15 protein-coding genes are annotated in these 17,691 nt (G+C 75.1%); 12 read left to right on the top strand and 3 right to left on the bottom strand.

What is annotated here, in order from left to right; all coding sequences use genetic code 11:
• Positions 1–32 precede the first annotated feature (32 nt).
• Together ACFPGP_RS10650 and ACFPGP_RS10645 are read left to right on the top strand one after the other, a co-directional pair.
• A complete protein-coding gene (locus ACFPGP_RS10650; RefSeq protein WP_378589903.1) occupies positions 33–1,883 on the top strand; it encodes a copper resistance CopC/CopD family protein in 1,851 nt (616 codons plus the stop codon).
• The gene (locus ACFPGP_RS10645; protein ID WP_378589901.1) at positions 1,880–4,276 is read left to right on the top strand and encodes a S8 family serine peptidase; all 2,397 of its coding nucleotides are present in this window, start codon (positions 1,880–1,882) and stop codon (positions 4,274–4,276) included. The genes ACFPGP_RS10650 and ACFPGP_RS10645 overlap by 4 nt, the downstream gene beginning before the upstream one ends.
• Positions 4,277–4,279: 3 nt before the next feature.
• On the opposite strand, the gene ACFPGP_RS10640 is transcribed toward ACFPGP_RS10645, so the two are convergent.
• The gene (locus ACFPGP_RS10640; RefSeq protein ID WP_378589899.1) at positions 4,280–5,263 is read right to left on the bottom strand and encodes an NAD-dependent epimerase/dehydratase family protein; all 984 of its coding nucleotides are present in this window, start codon (positions 5,261–5,263) and stop codon (positions 4,280–4,282) included.
• 389 nt (positions 5,264–5,652) lie between these two features.
• Between ACFPGP_RS10640 and ACFPGP_RS10635 the strand changes: the two genes are divergently transcribed.
• Genes ACFPGP_RS10635 through ACFPGP_RS10615 form a run of 5 tightly spaced genes read left to right on the top strand, consistent with a single transcriptional unit; the run spans position 5,653 to position 9,342 of the window.
• Positions 5,653–6,606, top strand: coding sequence for a ParA family protein (locus tag ACFPGP_RS10635; protein ID WP_378589898.1), 954 nt, complete (start codon positions 5,653–5,655; stop codon positions 6,604–6,606).
• Positions 6,591–6,962, top strand: a complete 372-nt coding sequence (locus ACFPGP_RS10630; RefSeq protein ID WP_378589896.1) for a hypothetical protein — start codon at positions 6,591–6,593, stop codon at positions 6,960–6,962. The genes ACFPGP_RS10635 and ACFPGP_RS10630 overlap by 16 nt, the downstream gene beginning before the upstream one ends.
• Before the next feature lie 7 nt (positions 6,963–6,969).
• Positions 6,970–7,902: a segregation and condensation protein A gene (locus tag ACFPGP_RS10625; RefSeq protein WP_378589894.1), complete on the top strand. Its 933-nt coding sequence runs from the start codon at positions 6,970–6,972 to the stop codon at positions 7,900–7,902.
• Complete coding sequence (scpB, locus tag ACFPGP_RS10620) at positions 7,895–8,602, top strand: SMC-Scp complex subunit ScpB (RefSeq protein ID WP_378589892.1); 708 nt, start codon at positions 7,895–7,897, stop codon at positions 8,600–8,602. Before ACFPGP_RS10625 ends, scpB begins: the two co-directional genes overlap by 8 nt.
• A complete protein-coding gene (locus ACFPGP_RS10615) occupies positions 8,599–9,342 on the top strand; it encodes a pseudouridine synthase (protein ID WP_378589890.1) in 744 nt (247 codons plus the stop codon). Before scpB ends, ACFPGP_RS10615 begins: the two co-directional genes overlap by 4 nt.
• 74 nt (positions 9,343–9,416) lie before the next feature.
• On the opposite strand, the gene ACFPGP_RS10610 is transcribed toward ACFPGP_RS10615, so the two are convergent.
• Positions 9,417–9,923 (bottom strand): hypothetical protein, encoded by a 507-nt coding sequence (locus tag ACFPGP_RS10610; protein WP_378589889.1) that lies wholly within the window; start codon positions 9,921–9,923, stop codon positions 9,417–9,419.
• Positions 9,924–10,140: 217 nt separating this feature from the next.
• Between ACFPGP_RS10610 and aroH the strand changes: the two genes are divergently transcribed.
• The 5 genes from aroH to der are packed head-to-tail and all read left to right on the top strand — an operon-like array spanning position 10,141 to position 14,494.
• Entirely contained in the window at positions 10,141–10,596 is a 456-nt protein-coding gene (gene aroH, locus ACFPGP_RS10605) for a chorismate mutase (RefSeq protein ID WP_378589888.1), read from the top strand.
• Complete coding sequence (locus tag ACFPGP_RS10600; RefSeq protein ID WP_378589887.1) at positions 10,589–11,665, top strand: prephenate dehydrogenase; 1,077 nt, start codon at positions 10,589–10,591, stop codon at positions 11,663–11,665. The genes aroH and ACFPGP_RS10600 overlap by 8 nt, the downstream gene beginning before the upstream one ends.
• A gap of 11 nt (positions 11,666–11,676) precedes the next feature.
• Positions 11,677–12,378, top strand: a complete 702-nt coding sequence (gene cmk / locus ACFPGP_RS10595) for a (d)CMP kinase (RefSeq protein ID WP_378589885.1) — start codon at positions 11,677–11,679, stop codon at positions 12,376–12,378.
• Positions 12,375–13,127, top strand: a complete 753-nt coding sequence (locus ACFPGP_RS10590) for a lysophospholipid acyltransferase family protein (RefSeq protein WP_378589884.1) — start codon at positions 12,375–12,377, stop codon at positions 13,125–13,127. Before cmk ends, ACFPGP_RS10590 begins: the two co-directional genes overlap by 4 nt.
• Positions 13,124–14,494, top strand: a complete 1,371-nt coding sequence (gene der / locus ACFPGP_RS10585) for a ribosome biogenesis GTPase Der (RefSeq protein ID WP_378589883.1) — start codon at positions 13,124–13,126, stop codon at positions 14,492–14,494. Before ACFPGP_RS10590 ends, der begins: the two co-directional genes overlap by 4 nt.
• A gap of 5 nt (positions 14,495–14,499) precedes the next feature.
• Here the strand turns inward: der and ACFPGP_RS10580 are convergent, their stop codons facing one another.
• Positions 14,500–17,691, bottom strand: coding sequence for a DHA2 family efflux MFS transporter permease subunit (locus ACFPGP_RS10580; RefSeq protein ID WP_378589882.1), 3,192 nt, complete (start codon positions 17,689–17,691; stop codon positions 14,500–14,502).

The following is a 17,691-nucleotide window of genomic DNA, read 5'->3' as shown; positions in this document are numbered from 1 at the left end:
CGGGCGCGGGGACGGTCCGGAGACGCCGCCTGGTGGCGGCGTCCGTGGCGGCGCTGGTCGCGCTGCTCGCCGTCCTCGCCACGGCACAGCCGGCCGCCGCGCACGGCGTCCTCGTGCGCTCCGACCCGCAGGACGGCGGGATGGTCGTCGAGGGGCGCACCCGGCTCATGCTGTGGTTCGCCGAGGCGGTCGACCTGCGGGGGAGCACGTTCCTCCTGCACACCGCAGACGGGGATCCGGTCGACGTGACCGCGTCGATCTCGGCGGACGGTGACGGCGTGGTCGAGCTGGAGACCACCGCCCTCGGACGCGGGATCTACGTGCTCGACTGGCGCACGCTGTCGATCGCCGACGGCCACACGACCGACGGCTCCCTGCTGTTCGGCGCCGGCGTGCGCCCCGACGTGGCGCCGGCCGCGGCGAGCACCTGGCCCGGGTGGGATGCGCTCCTGTCGCGGTGGCTCGCCCTCTCCGGGCTGCTCGTGGCGGTGGGCGCCGTCGCCGTGACCGGTCGGGTGCTCGAGGCCGCCCGGCTGCCCGCAGCCGGTGCCGTCCGCCGCGCGCTGCTGCTCGGTGCGGCCGCCTGCGGCGTCGCCGTGCTGGGCGCGGTGGGCGAGGCACTGCAACGGACCCCGCGGGCCGCCGAGGGCACGACGTCCTGGCTCGCGGCGGTCGTCGCGAACGTGGTCGGCACCCGCTGGGGCCAGCTGTGGTGCTGGCACGCCGCGGCTCTCGTGCTGGCCGCCGGACTGCTCGCGGCGGCGGCTCGAGGCAGGTCCCCACTGCCCCCCAGCAGGGCCGCCGCCGCGGGCGCGCTGCTCGTCGCGGCGACCACCGAGGTGCTGGCCGGGCACGTGGCCGGGAGCGGTGGCCTCCTGGCCGAGACCGTGGCCGTGCTCGCTTCGAGCGCCCACCTGCTCGCCGCCGGCACCTGGCTGGGGTCGCTCGTCGTGCTCGCCGTGTGCCTGCTCCCGGTCGCGCTGCGGACGCCGGGACGCCGACGCCTGCTCCTGCACGGCGCCTGGCGCGCCTTCAGCCCCCTCGCCGCCGCGTCCTCGCTGGTCGTGCTGGCCAGCGGGCTGCTGCTGCTCGGCCGCGACCTTCCCGACCTCGCGGCCCTGCGCGACACCAGCTGGGGACTGGCCGCGACCGGGAAGGTCGCCGCGCTCGTCGCCGTCCTGGGTGTGGCGGCCTTCTCCACCCTGGCGGTGCACCCGCGGAGCGAGGTCTGGCTGGCGCGTGCCCCGCACCGGTTGCAGGCCCTGCCCGCTGCGAGCCGGAGCCGGTTCCCCCGCCTGGTCGGCCTGGAGCTGGCCTGCCTCGGCGCCGCGGTGCTGCTGGCAGCCGTGATGACCTCGGTGGCCACCGCCCAGCAGCAGCGCGAGGTCGAGGCCACCCCCACCGCCCGCAGCGCGACGGTCGACGGTCTCTTCCTGTCCTTCGAGCAGGTCCCCCTGAGCAGCCGGGAGAGCAGGGTCGTGCTGCGGATCAACCCGCTGGTGCGGCCGCAGCCCGGACCGGTCACCGGGTCCGACGTGATGCTCGTCGGTCCCGGCGGCACCGCCACCACCGTCACGCTCGCCGAGGTGGAGGAGGGCCACTGGGAGGCGACCGCGCCCACCCCGGGAGCCGGACGGTGGACGTCCTGGATCGCCGTCGAACGACGCGGCGCCCCGGACGCCGTGGCCCCGGTCTCGTGGACCGCGGCCGGTGACCCCGACGCCGGGCCCTTCGCAACGCCTGCCCTGGCGGTCGCGCTCGCGTTGCTGGCGGTTGGCGCGGCGGCCGCGCTCGTCGTACGCCGTCGCCGGCCGACCGCGTCGGTCCTCGCCCGCCAGGGCTCGCGAACCGTGCAGAGCGGCCGGCACGAGGTGTCTCGGTGAACCGGCGGGCGCTGGTCGTGGCGACCGCGGTGGTGGCGGGGGCGCTCGCGCCCCTCGCCGCCGCGGGGCCGGCGCCCGCCGGGACTGCCGCCCCGGCTCCGAAGATCTCACCGGCCCTGGCGGCCGGGCTCGCCGACCTGCACGCGGGGGAGACGACCACCGTGCTGGTGACCCTGCGCGACCAGGCCGACCTGCGTGCCACGGAGGACCCCGCGCGGGTGGTCCGGCAGCTCCAAGACTTCGCCGACCGTGAGCAGGCGCCCCTGCGCGACGCCCTGGCGGACTGGCGGCGGGCGGGCGCGGTCGACCGCGTCCGCCCCCTCTGGGTGACGGACGCCGTGCAGGTGACCGCCACGGCGGCGGTGGTCCGCGACGTCGCGGCGCGCGCCGACGTGGCGAGCGTCGTCCCCGACACCGTCGAGCTGGTCCCGGCGCAGGTGGCGGCGTCGGCCCCGGCCGGGCCGCCGACCGCCAACGTCTCCGCGACCGGTGCCGACCAGGTCTGGGCCCGCGGGGACACGGGCGAGGGCGTCGTGGTGGCCAGCCTCGACACCGGCGCCGACCTCGCCCACCCCGACCTCCAGCCGCGGTGGCGGGGTGGCGGCAACAGCTGGTACGACCCCTACGGGCAGCACCCCACGTCGCCGGTGGACCTGTCCGGGCACGGCACCGCCGCGCTCGGGCTGGTCGTCGGCGGGGACGCGAGCGGCCACGCGATCGGGGTGGCACCCGGTGCGCAGTGGATCGCGGCGCGGGTCTTCGACGACCGGGGAGCCTCGAGCGTCACGGCGGTGCACCAGGCCTTCCAGTGGGTCCTCGACCCCGACCACGACCCCGCCACCGACGACGTCCCGGACGTCGTCAACGCCTCGTGGTCGCTCGGATCCCCCGGGTGCGACGAGACCTTCCGCCCCGACGTGCAGGCCCTGGTCGCAGGCGGGATCCTGCCGGTGTTCGCGGCCGGCAACTTCGGGCCCGCCTCGGCGACCGGCGCCAGCCCGGCGAACTACCCGGAGTCGCTGGCGGTCGGCGCGGCGGGGACGAACGGCCAGGTGCTCGGGCTGAGCAGCCGCGGTCCCGACTCGTGCGGGGGGCGGACCAGCGTCTTCCCGGACCTCGTGGCTCCGGGCCAGGACGTCGAGACCGCCGACCTCTACGGCCTGTGGCAGACCACGTCGGGCACCTCCGTCGCCGCTCCGCAGGTCGCGGGCGTGCTGGCGCTGCTGCTCTCGGCCCGCCCCGGTCTGGCCGTCGCCGAGCAGCGCGGGGTCCTGCTCGGCGCGGCCGCGGACCTCGGTCCGGCCGGCCCCGACGACACCAGCGGCGCGGGCCGGGTCGACGCCGTCGCCGCCTGGGACGCGGTCACCGCTCCTGGCTTCACCCTCGTCGCACCGGCGCCGCCGCTGCCCCTGGCGGCCGGCGCGACGGCCGACCTGGCGTTCACGGTGTCCGGCGAGGCCGGCTTCACCGGGGACGTCCAGGTCACGGCCGGCCTGCCCGCGGGGTGGGCCGGCGCGCCTGCGCCGGCCCTGGTCAGCGGGGGCACCGGCACGGTCGACCTGCCGGTGACGGTGCCCGCCGACCAGGTCGCTGGGGACTACCCGGTCACCCTGACCGCGACCTCCGGCTGGCGCACCCGGTCCGCGACGGTCACGGTGACGGTCACCTCGCCACCACCTCCTCCACCTCCACCGCCTCCGGTGCTCGAGCTCTCGACGCTGGGCAACGTCGCCCCCGGAGTGGCCGGGGTCCCGGACGACGCGGACGTGCTGCGCTGGGACGGCACCACCCTCAGCCGCAGCGTCGACGCCAGCGCTTCCCCCTACCGCCTCGGGTCGGGCGCGGACGTCGACGGTCTCGTCCGGACCGGCGACACGTCGTTCCTCGTCTCCTTCGCCGACAACGTGAACGTGCCCGGCGTCGGGCTCGTCCAGGACGAGGACGTCGTGCGCTGGGACGGCGCCGCGTGGTCGGTGTGGTTCGACGGCACGGCCGCGGGACTGACCAGCGACGCGCTCGACCTCGACGAGATCGCCCTGCGTGACGGTCAGCTGTGGTTCTCCACGGTGGGAGCCACGAAGGTGCCCGGTGTCGCGGGGACACCCGACGACGCCGACGTCTACCGCTGGGACGGCGTGCGGTTCGCGCTCGTGTGGGACGCGTCTGCGGCGGGGCTCCGCACCGCCGCGGACGTGGACGGCCTCGACGTCGATGCCGGCGGGCGGATGTGGCTGTCCTTCGCGGAGACGGGGACCGCCGTCCCGGGGCTCGGGACGGTGCCCGACGAGGACGTCGTCCTGCTCGACGGCGCCACGTGGTCGACGTGGTTCGACGGCTCGCTGCACGGCTTCACCACGGACGCCGCCGACATCGACGCCCTCGACGTGGAGTGAGGGTCACGCGCTCGCGTGCCACTCCTCGAGCAGCGCGGCCTCCTGCTCGGCGCCCAGCGCCCGGTCGCTGCCCGACGACCCGCCGTCCTGCAGCCAGGCGAGGGTGTCGCGGGCGGTGTCGGCGAGGCTGCGGGGCGCGAGGCCGGCGCCGAGCGCCTTGCCGGGGTCGAGGGCGAGCTCCTGGTCGAGGCGGCCCTCCTCCCACAGCGGCAGCGCCGCCCCGTCGACGCCGCGCCCGGTCAGCCACGCGGCGTCCACCCAGACCGGGCGGGCGTCGGGACCGATCGCCTCGACCAGCGCAGCCACCAGGTCGCCGAACCCGTACGGCGGGGCCGGGGCGGCGGCGTGGAAGTCGCCCCGGCGGCCGTTCTCGAGGAGCGTGAGCATGAAGGCCCCGAGGTCGCGGCCGTCGACGGCCTGGAACGGCGCCTCCGGCGGCCCCGGCACGAGCACGTCGCCGCCACGGGCGATGCGCTCCACCCAGCGCGGGAACCGGCCGGTCGGGTCGTGGGGGCCGATCACGTAGGACGGCCGGACCACGGTGAGGGCGTCGCCGTACAGCTGGCCGGCCACCCGCTCGCACTCGGCCTTGAGCGGGCCGTAGGTCTCCTCGTCGATGGTCTCGGTCGGGGGGTCCGGCGCGGGGTGCAGGGGAGCGGACTCGTCCTGCCCCGGCCGGTTCGCCGGGGCGTAGGCGGACACCGAGGAGACGTAGAGGTGCTGGCCGCCGCGCCCGCCGAGCGCCTCGGCGAGGTGCCGGACCTGCCGGGGGAGGTAGGCGCACACGTCGACGGTCGCGTCGAAGGCGCGCCCGCTCAGGGCGTCGAGGTCGCCGTCGCGGTCGAGCAGGAGGTGCTCGGAGTCGGGGAACAGGTCGGGGTTGCTGCGACCCCGGTGCAGCAGCGTCATCTCGTGGCCGCGGTCGAGCGCCTCCGCGACGAAGTGACGTCCGACGAACCGGGTCCCGCCGATCACCAGGATGTGCACGTGGCCGACCCTAGGGCACGCCACGGGGCCCCGAACCGTGTCGAACACCCGACGACCCCACGAAGGCTCGCGGTTCCCGGCGCGTCGTGCACAGATTCGTGCACAGGGCGGGCGCAGACTGTGGAGGAGAACGCGGGTTCCTGCACACCCTGTCAACAGATCGACCGCTGGGGCTGGGGGATCCGGGGTTCGTGTTGTACCGGTCGGACCCCGGGTCTAGTGTCGCCCGCGAGCTCGGACACAAGTCGCCGAGTCGACAAAGCGAGGTAGGCCAGATGAGCGGTGGCAACTTCTCGGTCCCGACGGGCCAGCACGGCACCGGAGCACCCGAGATGCCGCCACTGGGGCGGCCGCCCGCCGCACCGACGATCCCGGGAGAGCAGGACCGCGTGACTCAACCCCTTCCCTTCGAGCGCTCCTCCGTGGGCCCGGTCACCGGCCCCGCGTCGGGGCAGGCCACCGTGACCGCCGAGAGCCCGGTCGGGGCGGCTACCGCCACCGTCGAGCTCGGCCCCACGGGCCGGCCGTTCCCCGCGCTGCCCGAGCCGCGGCCGCTGACCACCCACGGCAACGCCCGGGTGATCTCGATGTGCAACCAGAAGGGTGGCGTCGGCAAGACCACCACCACCATCAACCTCGGCGCGGCCCTCGCGGAGTACGGCCGCAAGGTGCTTCTCGTCGACTTCGACCCGCAGGGCTCGCTGTCGGTGGGCCTCGGGCTCAACCCGCACGAGATGGAGCTGACGGTCTACAACCTCCTCATGGAGAAGGACGTCGCCCTCGACGAGGTCGTGGTGCCCTCGGGCGTGCCGGGCATGGACCTGCTGCCGTCCAACATCGACCTCTCGGCGGCCGAGGTGCAGCTCGTGCACGAGGTCGCCCGCGAGCAGACCCTGGCCCGCGTGCTCGCCCCGGCGATCGAGCACTACGACGTGATCCTCATCGACTGCCAGCCCTCGCTCGGCCTGCTGACGGTCAACGCCCTGACCGCCTCGGACGGCGTGATCGTGCCGCTGGAGTGCGAGTACTTCGCACTGCGCGGCGTCGCGCTGCTCAAGACCACGATCGACAAGGTGCGCGAGCGGCTCAACCCCAAGCTCGAGATCGACGGGGTGCTCGGCACGATGTACGACGGCCGCACCCTGCACGGCCGCGAGGTCATGGAGCGCCTGGTGCAGGCCTGGGGCGACCAGGTCTTCCACACCGTGATCCGGCGGACCGTGAAGTTCTCCGACTCGACGGTGGCCGGCGAGCCGATCACCACCTACGCGTCCACCTCGACCGGGGCCGACGCCTACCGCTCGCTGGCCAAGGAGGTGGTCGTCCGGTGTCTCGACGGGTGAGTCTCCCCGCCGCCGACGACCTGTTCCGCAAGACCGGGGGCGAGGAGCCCTCGGTCCGGGCCGTGCCCGACGAGCCGGCGCCGGTCGCCGTCGAGGCGGTCGCCGCGGTGGCGGCCGAGGACGAGAGCCGGTCGCGCAAGCCCAGCGGGCGCGTGCGGCACGACGAGAAGATGACGGTCTACGTCACCTCCGACGAGCTGCTCGAGATCGAGCACGCCCGGCTGACGCTGCGCCGCTCGCACGGCCTGGCCGTCGACCGGGGCCGTCTCGTGCGCGAGGCGGTCTCGCTGGTGCTCGCGGACTTCGAGGAGAACGGCGACGAGAGCGTCCTGGTCCGTCGGCTGACCGAGGGATGACCCGGGGATGACCGTCACGCCCGGGCTGGTCGACCCCGCGGGCGCGGGGGCGGACGCCGCGGCGGAGGGAGCGGAGCAGGTCGCCTTCGAGGTGCGGCTCGACAACTTCGAGGGCCCCTTCGACCTGCTGCTCAGCCTGATCGCCAAGCACAAGCTCGACATCACCGAGGTCTCGCTGTCCACGGTCACCGACGAGTTCATCGCGCACGTCAAGGCCGGCGGGCCGGTGTGGGACCTCGAGCAGACGTCGTCGTTCCTGCTCGTCGCCGCGACGCTGCTCGACCTCAAGGCCGCCCGGCTGCTGCCCTCCGGCGACGTCGAGGACGAGGAGGACCTCGCGCTGCTCGAGGCGCGCGACCTGCTCTTCGCGCGGCTCCTGCAGTACAAGGCCTACAAGCAGGTCGCCGGCGTCCTCGAGCGACGGCTGGCCGACGAGTCGCGCCGCCACCCCCGCGCCGTGGGGCTGGAGGAGCGGTTCGCGACGCTGCTGCCCGAGGTGCTGATCGGCATCGGTCTCGAGCAGTTCGCGGCGCTCGCGGCGAAGGCGATGGAGCCCAAGCCGCTGCTCGAGCTGTCGCTGCACCACATCCACGCCCCGGCGGTGAGCGTGCGCGAGCAGGCCGAGGTGGTCGTCGACCGGCTGCGGCGGGCCGGCACGATGACCTTCCGGGCGCTCTGCGGCGACTCGCCGGACACCCTGACCACCGTGGCGCGGTTCCTGTCGCTGCTCGAGCTCTTCCGCGAGGGCGCGGTCGCCTTCGACCAGGTGAACCCGCTGGGCGAGCTCACCGTGCGCTGGACCGGCCAGCACGACGACGACTTCGTGATCGACGAGTTCGAGGGCGTCCCCGAGCCTGCTGAGCCCGTCGACCCCGCCGAGGGGCCCGAGCCCACCGAGACCGCCGAGACCGCCGAGACGAGAGAGAGTGACGATGGCTGAGCCGGCTGCGACCGAGCAAGAGGTGCTTGCCGTCCCGGTGGCGGCCCTGCGGCCCTCCCTGGAGGCGCTGCTGATGGTGGCCGACCAGCCCCTCGACGTGGCCACCATGGCCACGGCGGTCGGGCACCCGGCCGACGACGTGGTCGTGGCGCTCGAGGAGCTGGCGGCCGAGTACGCCGAGCAGGGCCGCGGCTTCGAGCTGCGCAACGTCGCCGGCGGCTGGCGCTACTACACGCGCGAGGAGTACGCCGCGGTGGTCGAGGCGTTCGTCCTCGACGGCCAGCAGGCCCGGCTCACCCAGGCGGCGCTGGAGACCCTGGCCGTGGTCGCCTACCAGCAGCCGGTCTCGCGGGCCCGGGTCTCGGCGATCCGCGGCGTGAACGTCGACGGCGTGATGCGCACCCTGCTGGCCCGCGGGCTCGTCGAGGAGGCGGGTCACGACCACACGTCCGGGGCCAACCTCTACCGGACCACCGCCTACTTCCTCGAGCGGATCGGCGTCACCTCGCTCGACGAGCTGCCCGAGCTCGCGCCCTTCCTCCCCGAGCTCGGCGACATGGAGGACGAGCTCGCCGGCCTCGGCGGCGGCGCGGAGGCGGCCGACCCCGCGCACGACGCGGCGGGCGGGGCCGCTGCGGATCCCGGTGCGGACGCGGTTGCGGAGCCTGCGCAGGGGTCCGGCACCGAGGACGAGGCGTGATCGAGACCGACGACGAGGGACTCATCCGCCTGCAGAAGCTGCTCGCGCAGTCGGGCGTGGCCTCGCGCCGCAAGTGCGAGGAGCTGATGCTCGACGGGCAGGTCGTGGTGGACGGCGAGGTGGTCACCCGCCTCGGCACCAAGGTGGACCCGCGCACCGCGGTGATCCGGGTGGCCGGCAAGCGGCTGCCGCCGGTCTCCGAGAAGGTCTACCTGGTGCTGCACAAGCCGCGGGGCGTGGTCTCGACGATGTCCGACCCCCAGGGCCGCCGCACGCTGGCCGACCTCGTGGCCGACCGGCCCGAGCGGCTCTTCCACGTGGGGCGCCTCGACACCGACACGTCGGGGCTGATCATCCTCACCAACGACGGCGACTTCGCCCAGCGCCTGGCGCACCCGTCGTACGAGGTGGACAAGACCTACGTCGCCGAGGTCGAGGGCGAGCCGACGAAGGCGACCGTGCAGCGGCTGCTCGACGGCGTGACCCTCGAGGACGGCCCGGTGACCGTGTCGTCGGCCCGGCTGCGCAACGCCACGAAGGACAAGTCGATCATCGAGCTGGTGATCCACGAGGGGCGCAACCGGATCGTGCGCCGGCTGCTCGCAGAGGTCGGCCACCCCGTGCTCCGCCTCAGCCGCACCCGGATCGGCCCCGTCGCCCTCGGCACGCTGGCGCCCGGGAAGATGCGGGAGCTCACCCTCGACGAGCTCGGCGAGCTGCTCGACGCCTCACAGCTCTGAGATGCAACACCAACGTCATACGGTTCGCCGGTCAGGACGCGCGAACCGTATGACGTCCCCGGGCAGCCGCAGGGTCAGCGGCGGGGGCGGACCGACTCGATGGCGACGCGGGTGCCGAACCAGGCCGAGCCGCGCTGCCAGCCCTGGCCGTAGTCGAGGCTGACGCCGGAGAGCTCCACCCGCCCGGGCCGGGTGGGCTGCACCGACATCACCAGCTGCCGGTCGGGGCCGGTCTCGAACGTCGCGCCGGGGTCGAGTCGGCGCACCTCGGCGCACGGCACGTTCACGTCGCGGACCGCGGCGACAGGTCCGGTGGCGGTCGGGGCGAGCGTGCAGGCGAAGAAGCTGAACGTCGCCCCGGAGGTGTTGGTGGTGACCCGGGGCGCCAGCTGGTTCACCGTGACCTGCTCGCCGTCGCGGGTGTTCGCCGGCGCGCTCAGCCCGAAGTAGAGGACCCGGTCGACCGGCTGGTGGCCGTAGCCCCACGCCAGCTCGGGGGAGGGCTCGAAGACGCCGGGGTGGCGCCACAGCCAGCCGATCATCGCCAGCGAGACGACCAGTCCGAGCACCGCGACCGGCACCGCCAGGCTGGAGACGCGGCTACGCTCCGGCTCGGCCGGGGCCGGGTCGGTGCGTGGTGGCGCGGTGGCGGTGCGGATGGCCAGCCCTCCTGTGGCTCATCGGTCCAGACCTGTCGAGGGTAGGGGCGGGAGGTCGGCGACGTCCCCCGAATCGTCAAGGTGGGGTCAAGGTCCGCCCTGCAAGCCGCGGCGGGCCGGAGGCCGCCGGCTCACTAGGGTGGGAGCCGGCAGACCGGAGCAGGAGGTGGACGTCGTGGCGGTGCGGGCCGTGCGTGGGGCGACCCAGCTCGAGGCGGACGAGCGTGACCACATGCTCGACCGCGTGGCGGAGATGGTGCTCGACGTGATGGCCTCCAACGGCCTCGACGTCGACGACTTCATCTCGGTGGTGTTCACCGCGACCACCGACCTGCACAGCGAGTTCCCGGCGTACGCCGCGCGCCAGCTCGGGTTCGGCGAGGTGCCGCTGCTGTGCGCCCGCGAGCTCGAGATCGAGGGCTCCATGCCGCGGGTGGTGCGGATGCTGGCCCACGTCGAGACCGACCTGCCGCGCGCGGACGTCACCCACTGCTACCTCCACGGCGCCGCGGCCCTGCGCAAGGACCTCACCCGCACCCGCGAGGTCCCCGACGCCGACGACACCGCCGACGCCGGGAGCCCGGGGCATGGCTGAGCCGGCCCTCGTCGGGCCCGTCGAGGTCGTCGGCACCGGCCTCCTCGGCACCTCCATCGGCCTGGCCTGCCGCCGGGCCGGGCTCGAGGTGCTGCTCACCGATCTCAACGCCGAGCACGTGCGCACCGCCTCCGGGCTGGGCGCGGGCCGCGCCCGCACTCCCGGGGACCGCCCGCAGCTGGTCGTCGTGGCGGTCCCGCCCGACCACCTCGGCGAGGCGGTGGTGGCGGCGCTGGCGGCGACCGACGCCGTCGTCACCGACGTGGGCAGCGTGAAGTCCGAGCCCCAGCGGGTGGTCGCCGCGGCGAGCGGCCCGGCGTCGCTGCGCCGCTACGTCGGCGGGCACCCGATGGCCGGCAGCGAGCGGTCGGGCCCCCTGGCCGCGAGTGCCGCACTCTTCGACGGACGCCCGTGGGCGGTCACGCCCCACGACACCTCCGACCCCACCGCGACCTCGCTGGTGGAGTCGCTGGCCCGGCTGTGCGGGGCGGTCCCGGTCCTGATGACCCCCGACGAGCACGACCACGCCGTGGCCCGCACCTCCCACCTGCCGCACCTGCTCGCCGTGCTCGTCGCCGGCCGGCTGGCGGACGCGCCGGCGGGCCAGCTGGCGCTGTCGGGCCAGGGCGTGCGCGACGTCACGCGGGTGGCGGGCGGGGACCCCGGCCTGTGGCAGCAGATCGTCACGCTCAACGCCGAGGCCCTGCGAGGGCTGCTGGCCGAGGTGCGCGAGGAGCTCGACGTGCTCCAGAACGCGCTCACGCAGGGCGACCGCCCGGTGCTGGCCGACCTGCTCGAGCGCGGTGTGGCCGGAACGCGGGCGATCCCCGGCAAGCACGGTGGCCCGGCGGGGGCGACCCGGTCGGTGTACGTGTCGGTGCCCGACCACCCGGGCGAGCTCGCGCGGCTCTTCGCCGACGCCGGCGCCAGCGGCGTGAACATCGAGGACGTCCACATCGACCACGACCCGGGCCGCCCGGTCGGTCTGGTCGAGCTCGTCGTCGACGAGACCCGCGCCGAGCACCTGCTGGAGTCTCTGGAATCCCGGGACTGGGTGACCCACCGGTAGGCTCTCGGCCCGTGAGCCCCACCCCTCCCGACCCGGCTGACGGTCTGCTGCGACATGTCGTGGTGGCCGTGGACGGCACCTCCGGCTCCGGCAAGTCGAGCACGTCCCGCGGCGTCGCCTCCCGGCTGGGGCTGCGCTACCTCGACACCGGTGCCATGTACCGCGCGGTGGCCTGGTGGATGCTCAGCCGCGGCGTGGACGTGCACGACCCGGCGGCCGTCGCCGCCCGGGCGGGGGAGCCCGTCATCGTCTCCGGCACCGACCCGCTCGCTCCGACCATCACGGTCGACGGCGTCGACGTCTCCGTCGAGATCCGCAGCGACGCGGTGAACGCCGCCGTCTCGCCCGTGGCGGCCGTGCCCGAGGTGCGCACGCGGATGGTGCAGCTGCAGCGCGCCGTGATCGGCGAGGGCGGGATCGTGGTCGAGGGGCGCGACATCGGCTCCACCGTCGCGCCCGACGCCCAGGTCAAGCTCTTCGTGACGGCCGACCCCGCCGCCCGCGCCCAGCGCCGGGCCGCCGAGGAGGGCGGGTCCGACGTCGCCGCGACGCGCGAGTCGCTGCTCAACCGCGACCGGATCGACTCCGGGCGGGCGGTCTCGCCGCTCACCATGGCCGAGGGGGCCGTCCACCTCGACACCACGCCGTACACGCTCGACGAGGTGATCGACCGCGTGGTGGGCCTCGTCGAGGCGGTGGAGGCGCGCGCGTGAGCGGCCACGCGGAGCTGCCGCGGAGCGACACCACGCCCCACCCGCGCCGGCTGATGCTCGAGTCGCTGCGCCCGCCCGCGCGGCTGCTGACGCGACGCCGGTTCGGCGTCCAGGTGCACGGGGCCGAGCGGGTGCCGACGTCGGGCCCGGTGATCTTCGCGGCCAACCACATGGGGGTCATGGACGGCCCGCTGCTGGGCATCTTCGCGCCCCGGCCGGTGCACGCGCTGACCAAGCTCGAGATGTTCCACGGCCGCACCGGTCGCTTCCTGCTGGCCGCCGGCCAGATCCCCCTCGACCGCTTCCACCCCGACCCCGCCGCCGTGCGGTCGTGCCTGCGGGTGCTGCGCGACGGCCGGGCGATCGGCATCTTCCCCGAGGGCACCCGCGGCACGGGCGACCTGGCGCGCTTCCACCGCGGCGCGGCCTACCTCGCGCTCGTCACGGGCGCCCCCGTGGTGCCGGTGATCTTCCTGGGCTCCCGCCCGGTCGGCGGCCACCACGACGCCGTCCCGCCGAAGGGGGGACCGGTGGACATCGTCTTCGGTGCGCCCTGCACCTTCCCCGCCGAGCCCTGGCCCCGGTCCCGGGAACAGGTGGGGGAGGCCTCGGTGTTGCTCCGGGAGCGCATGCTCGAGACCCTCGACCACGCCCGCGCCCTGACCGGGCGTGACCTGCCGGGCCCCCTCCCCGCCGCCGAGGTCGAGCCCGACCCCGCGACCGGCATCACCGACCAAGGAGCACCATGAACGACGTCGTCCCCGACGCCTCGACCGACACCGATCCCGCGGCCGTCAGCGGCCCGGTGCCGGTGCTGGCGGTGGTCGGGCGCCCCAACGTCGGCAAGTCCACGCTGGTCAACCGGATCATCGGCCGGCGCGAGGCGGTCGTGCAGGACGTCCCGGGGGTGACCCGCGACCGCGTGTCGTACGACGCCACCTGGAACGGTCGGGCCTTCACGGTCGTCGACACCGGTGGCTGGGACCCTGACGCGCGCGGGCTCGCCGAGGCGATCCGCGCCCAGGCCGAGATCGCGGTCACGCTGGCCGACGCGGTGCTCTTCGTCGTCGACGCGACCGTGGGCATCACCGACGCCGACGAGGCGGTCGTCAAGGTGCTGCGCGCGTCGGGCAAGCCGGTGGTGCTCGCCGCGAACAAGGTCGACGACCAGCGCACCGAGGCCGAGGCCTACGGGCTCTGGAACCTCGGGCTGGGGGAGCCCTGGCCCGTCTCCGCGCTGCACGGCCGCGGGTCCGGCGACATGCTCGACGCCGTGCTGGCCGCGCTGCCGGAGCCGCCGCCCGAGCGGCTCGGCGAGGTCGGCGGCCCGCGCCGGATCGCGATCGTGGGCAAGCCCAACGTCGGCAAGTCCTCGCTGCTCAACAAGCTCGCGGGGGCGGAGCGGGTCGTCGTCGACAACGTCGCCGGCACCACTGTCGACCCCGTCGACGAGCTGGTCGAGCTGGGCGGCAAGACCTGGCGCTTCATCGACACCGCGGGCATCCGCAAGCGGGTCAAGGAGGCCTCCGGGCACGAGTACTACGCCTCGCTGCGCACGACGACCGCCATCGACCGCGCCGAGGTCGCGGTGCTGGTGGTGGACGGCGGCCAGTCGCTCTCGGAGCAGGACGTGCGGATCCTGCAGGCGGTGCGCGAGGCCGGCCGGGCGCTGGTGATCGCGTTCAACAAGTGGGACCTCGTCGACGAGGAGCGCCGCTACTACCTCGACCGCGAGATCGAGCGCGACCTCGTGCAGGTGCAGTGGGCGCCGCGGATCAACATCACCGCCCGCACCGGCTGGCACGTCGACCGGCTGGTACCGGCGCTGGAGAAGGCGATCGCCGGCTGGGAGACGCGCGTGACGACCGGCGCGCTCAACAGCTTCCTCGGGCGCCTGGTCGCCGAGCACCCGCACCCGGTGCGCAGCGGCAAGCAGCCGAGGGTGCTCTTCGGCACCCAGCCGAGCACCTCACCCCCGACCTTCGTGCTCTTCACGACCGGCAAGCTCGACGCGTCGTACGAGCGGTTCATCGAGCGCCGGCTCCGCGAGGAGTTCGGCTTCGTCGGCACGCCGATCGTGCTGCAGCAGCGACCCCGGGAGAAGCGCAAGCGCTGAGGCGGTCACCCGACCGGGGTCGGCGTCTCCTCCTCGCGTACGTCGGGCAGGGTCGCGGCCGGCTCGGCGAGCGCGCCGAGGTCGCCGTCGGCCTGCTCGAGCAGTTCCCGCGCGGCCTGGCGCCCGGCGAGGACCATGCGGTCGAGCTGGTGGAACTCCAGGAGCCCGACGCCCATCGGTGCGGGGCTGACGACCCACGCGCCGTGGGCGCGCGCGGCCTCGACCGCCCCGCCGCTGCCGATCATCATGGTCCGCAGCAGGGTCTCGCCCAGGGCGGGCACCCGCGGCCGTCCGGTCCGGGGACGTCCCGACCCGCCCATGCCGATGTTGACCGCCACCACGGGCCCCTCGTCGCGCTCGGTGAGCAGGTCGACCGGCAGGTTGTCGAGCACGCCGCCGTCGATGAGCAGGTGACCCTCGTCGTCGGGGACGGGGGCCAGGAGGACGGGCAGGCGGCACGAGGCGGTGACCGCGTCGACGAGGTTGCCGCGGCGGTGCACGACGCGGGTGCGCGAGACCAGGTCGGTGCTCACGGTGCGCAGCTGGCGCGGGAGTCCCTCGAGGGTCTTGTCCGCGCCCAGCGCGCGCACCAGGCCGCTGCGCACCCGGTTGCCCCTGGCCAAGGCGTGGCGCGGGAGCGTCCAGTCGCTGAAGGGGCGGCGCCGCACGAAGCCGTCGTAGCAGAGCTCCTCCAGCTCCTCGCCGTCGTCACTCGTCGCGTGCGCGGCGGCGACGATCGCCCCGACGCTGCTGCCCGCCACCCGGTCGACGTGGAAGCCGGAGTCCTCGAGCTCCCGCAGGACGCCGATGTGGGCGAAGGCCCGGGCACCGCCACCGGCGAGGACCAGGCCGAGCGAGCGACCGGCGATCCGGTCGGCGAGAGGGCGGAGGCCCCCGGGCAGGTCCCGGTCGACCACGGTCGTCTGCCACGCGTCGGTGGCAGCCGTCCACGCCGCGACCGTCGCGGCATCCGGGGTCCCTCCGCGGAGCACGAGGTCGGGCTGGCGGGCGGGAGCGGGAGCGAGCGGCGGCGGGAGCGCGGCGTCGGCGCGGGCGACCATCACCACGACGTCGGCCTGGCGCAGGCAGAAGTCGCGCCACTCGTCGGGGGAGTGCTCCGGCCCGGCCCCGGCCACGAGCACGACCCGGTCGTGGTCGCGCTCGGCCCGGTCGAGCCCGTCGGGACCGACCACCCCGGGCGCCACGACGCGCAGGTGGCAGTGCAGGCGCGACAGGAGCACCTCGGCCACCTCGGCCGCGCCCGCACCGGGGTGCAGCCCGACCACCGCCACGACCGTGGGCTGGGCCGGGCGGGCGTGGGCGGGCGGCCCGCCTGCCGTCCGCAGCCGCTCAGCCACCTGCGTGAGCATCACCCGCGCCGCGGCGGGATCGGTGACCAGCACCTCCTCGAAGGCGTCACGTGGCACCTCCAGGACGGTCGAGTCCCTCCGGGCACGGATGCCTGCCGAGCGGCTCTCGCCCGTCAGCAGGGAGACCTCGCCGACGAACGACCCGGGACCCAGCTCGCGCACGGCGTGCCCGTCGATCTCGACGACGAGCCGCCCCCGGCGGGCGACGAAGGCGGAGCCCGGCGGGTCGCCCTGGCGGATCAGGCTCTCCCCGGCCGCGACGTGGCGGAGCTGGGAGGCCGCCTCCAGCCGGCTGCGTGCGTCGGCGGGCAGGCCGGCGAGCAGGGGTACGTCGGAGAGGTCGTGGGGATCGGCGCCCGCTGCCGTCCCGGTGACGGCGCGCGCCGGCCCCGCGGGCGCGTGGACGATCGCGGGGGCGTGGGCGTCCTCCGCGTCCTCGGGGGCGGTGGTCGAGCGGATCCTGCCCAGCGGCAGCGCGACGAGTGCGACGACCAGGAAGGCCACCACGGAGAGCATCCAGCCCTCGTGCAGCGAGTCGACGACGGTGGCGGGCGTCGGCTCGCCCAGCACCACGACGAGGATCGCGATGCCCAGCACGCCGCCGAGCTGGCGCGCACTCGAGACCACGGCCGACGCGGTGGCGTAACGGCCACCCGGGACCGCAGCCAGGGCGGCGCTGCCGAGCAGCGGCAACGTGGCGCCGACGCCGATGCCGCTGAGTACCTGGCCGGGCAGCCACTGGGTCCAGAAGGCGGGCACGAGCCCGACCTGCTGGTGGTACCAGAGGTAGGCGCCGGCCCACACCAGCGCGCCGGGCACGACGAAGGGCCGGTAGCCGTGCCGGTCGGCGAGCGGGCCCAGGCGCGCGGCCACGATCGCCGCGACCACGGCGCCCGGGACGAGGGCGAGGCCGGCGCGCAGGACGCCGTACCCCCAGATGTACTGCAGCCACAGGATGTTGGTGAGGAGGTAGGCGTAGAAGCCGAAGCCCGCCACGAGGGTGGCCGTCGACGCGATGCTGAACGACGGCAGCCGCAGCAGGGCGGGGTCGAGCATCGGCGAGGTGTGGCGGCGCGAGCTCAGCGCGAAGAGCGCCAGACCGACGGCCGCGGCGACGAAGGCGACCAGCACCACGGGGCTGGTCCAGCCCCAGTCCCCGCCCTTGACGATCGCGAGGTTCACCAGTCCCAGCGCCGCAGCCAGGGCTGCCGCGCCCTTGAGGTCGGGCATCGCACGTCGACCGGGCGCCCGGCTCTCCACCAGCTGCTTGCGCGCGGCCCAGAGGGCGACGAGGCCGAAGGGCAGGTTGATGAAGAAGGCCCAGCGCCAGCCGCCGAGAGCCACCACGGCGCCGCCGATCGGCGGTCCGAGCCCGGCAGCCACGGCCGCAGAGGCTCCCCACAGGCCGATCGCGTGGGAGCGCCTCTCGCCCGGGAAGGCGTCGATCACGAGGGCGAGCGACGCCGGCACGAGCAGGGCGGCCCCGAAGGCCTGCACGCCACGGAAGGCGACCAGCAGGCCGACGCTCGGAGCGGCGCCGCACAACAGGGAGGCCGCGGTGAAGATCGCCACGCCGGAGACGAACGCCCGCCGGCGGCCCAGCAGGTCGGTCAGGCGACCGCAGACGATGAGGAACGCGGCGAAGACGATGTTGTAGGCGTTGAGGACCCACGAGAGGGTGCCGACCGACGTCGTCGGGAAGGACTCCCGGATCGAGGGGAAGGCGACGTTCACGATGGTGGCGTCGAGGAAGGCCAGGAACGCCCCGAAGCACGCCACGACGAGCACCCGGGACGCGGGTACGCGTGCGGACTGCCTTGCTGACAC

The sequence above is a fragment of the Nocardioides taihuensis genome, assembly GCF_042657275.1.
Taxonomy (GTDB): domain Bacteria; phylum Actinomycetota; class Actinomycetes; order Propionibacteriales; family Nocardioidaceae; genus Nocardioides; species Nocardioides taihuensis.
Note: the sequence above shows the minus strand (reverse complement) of the source record. Positions and strands in the feature narration are given on the sequence as shown.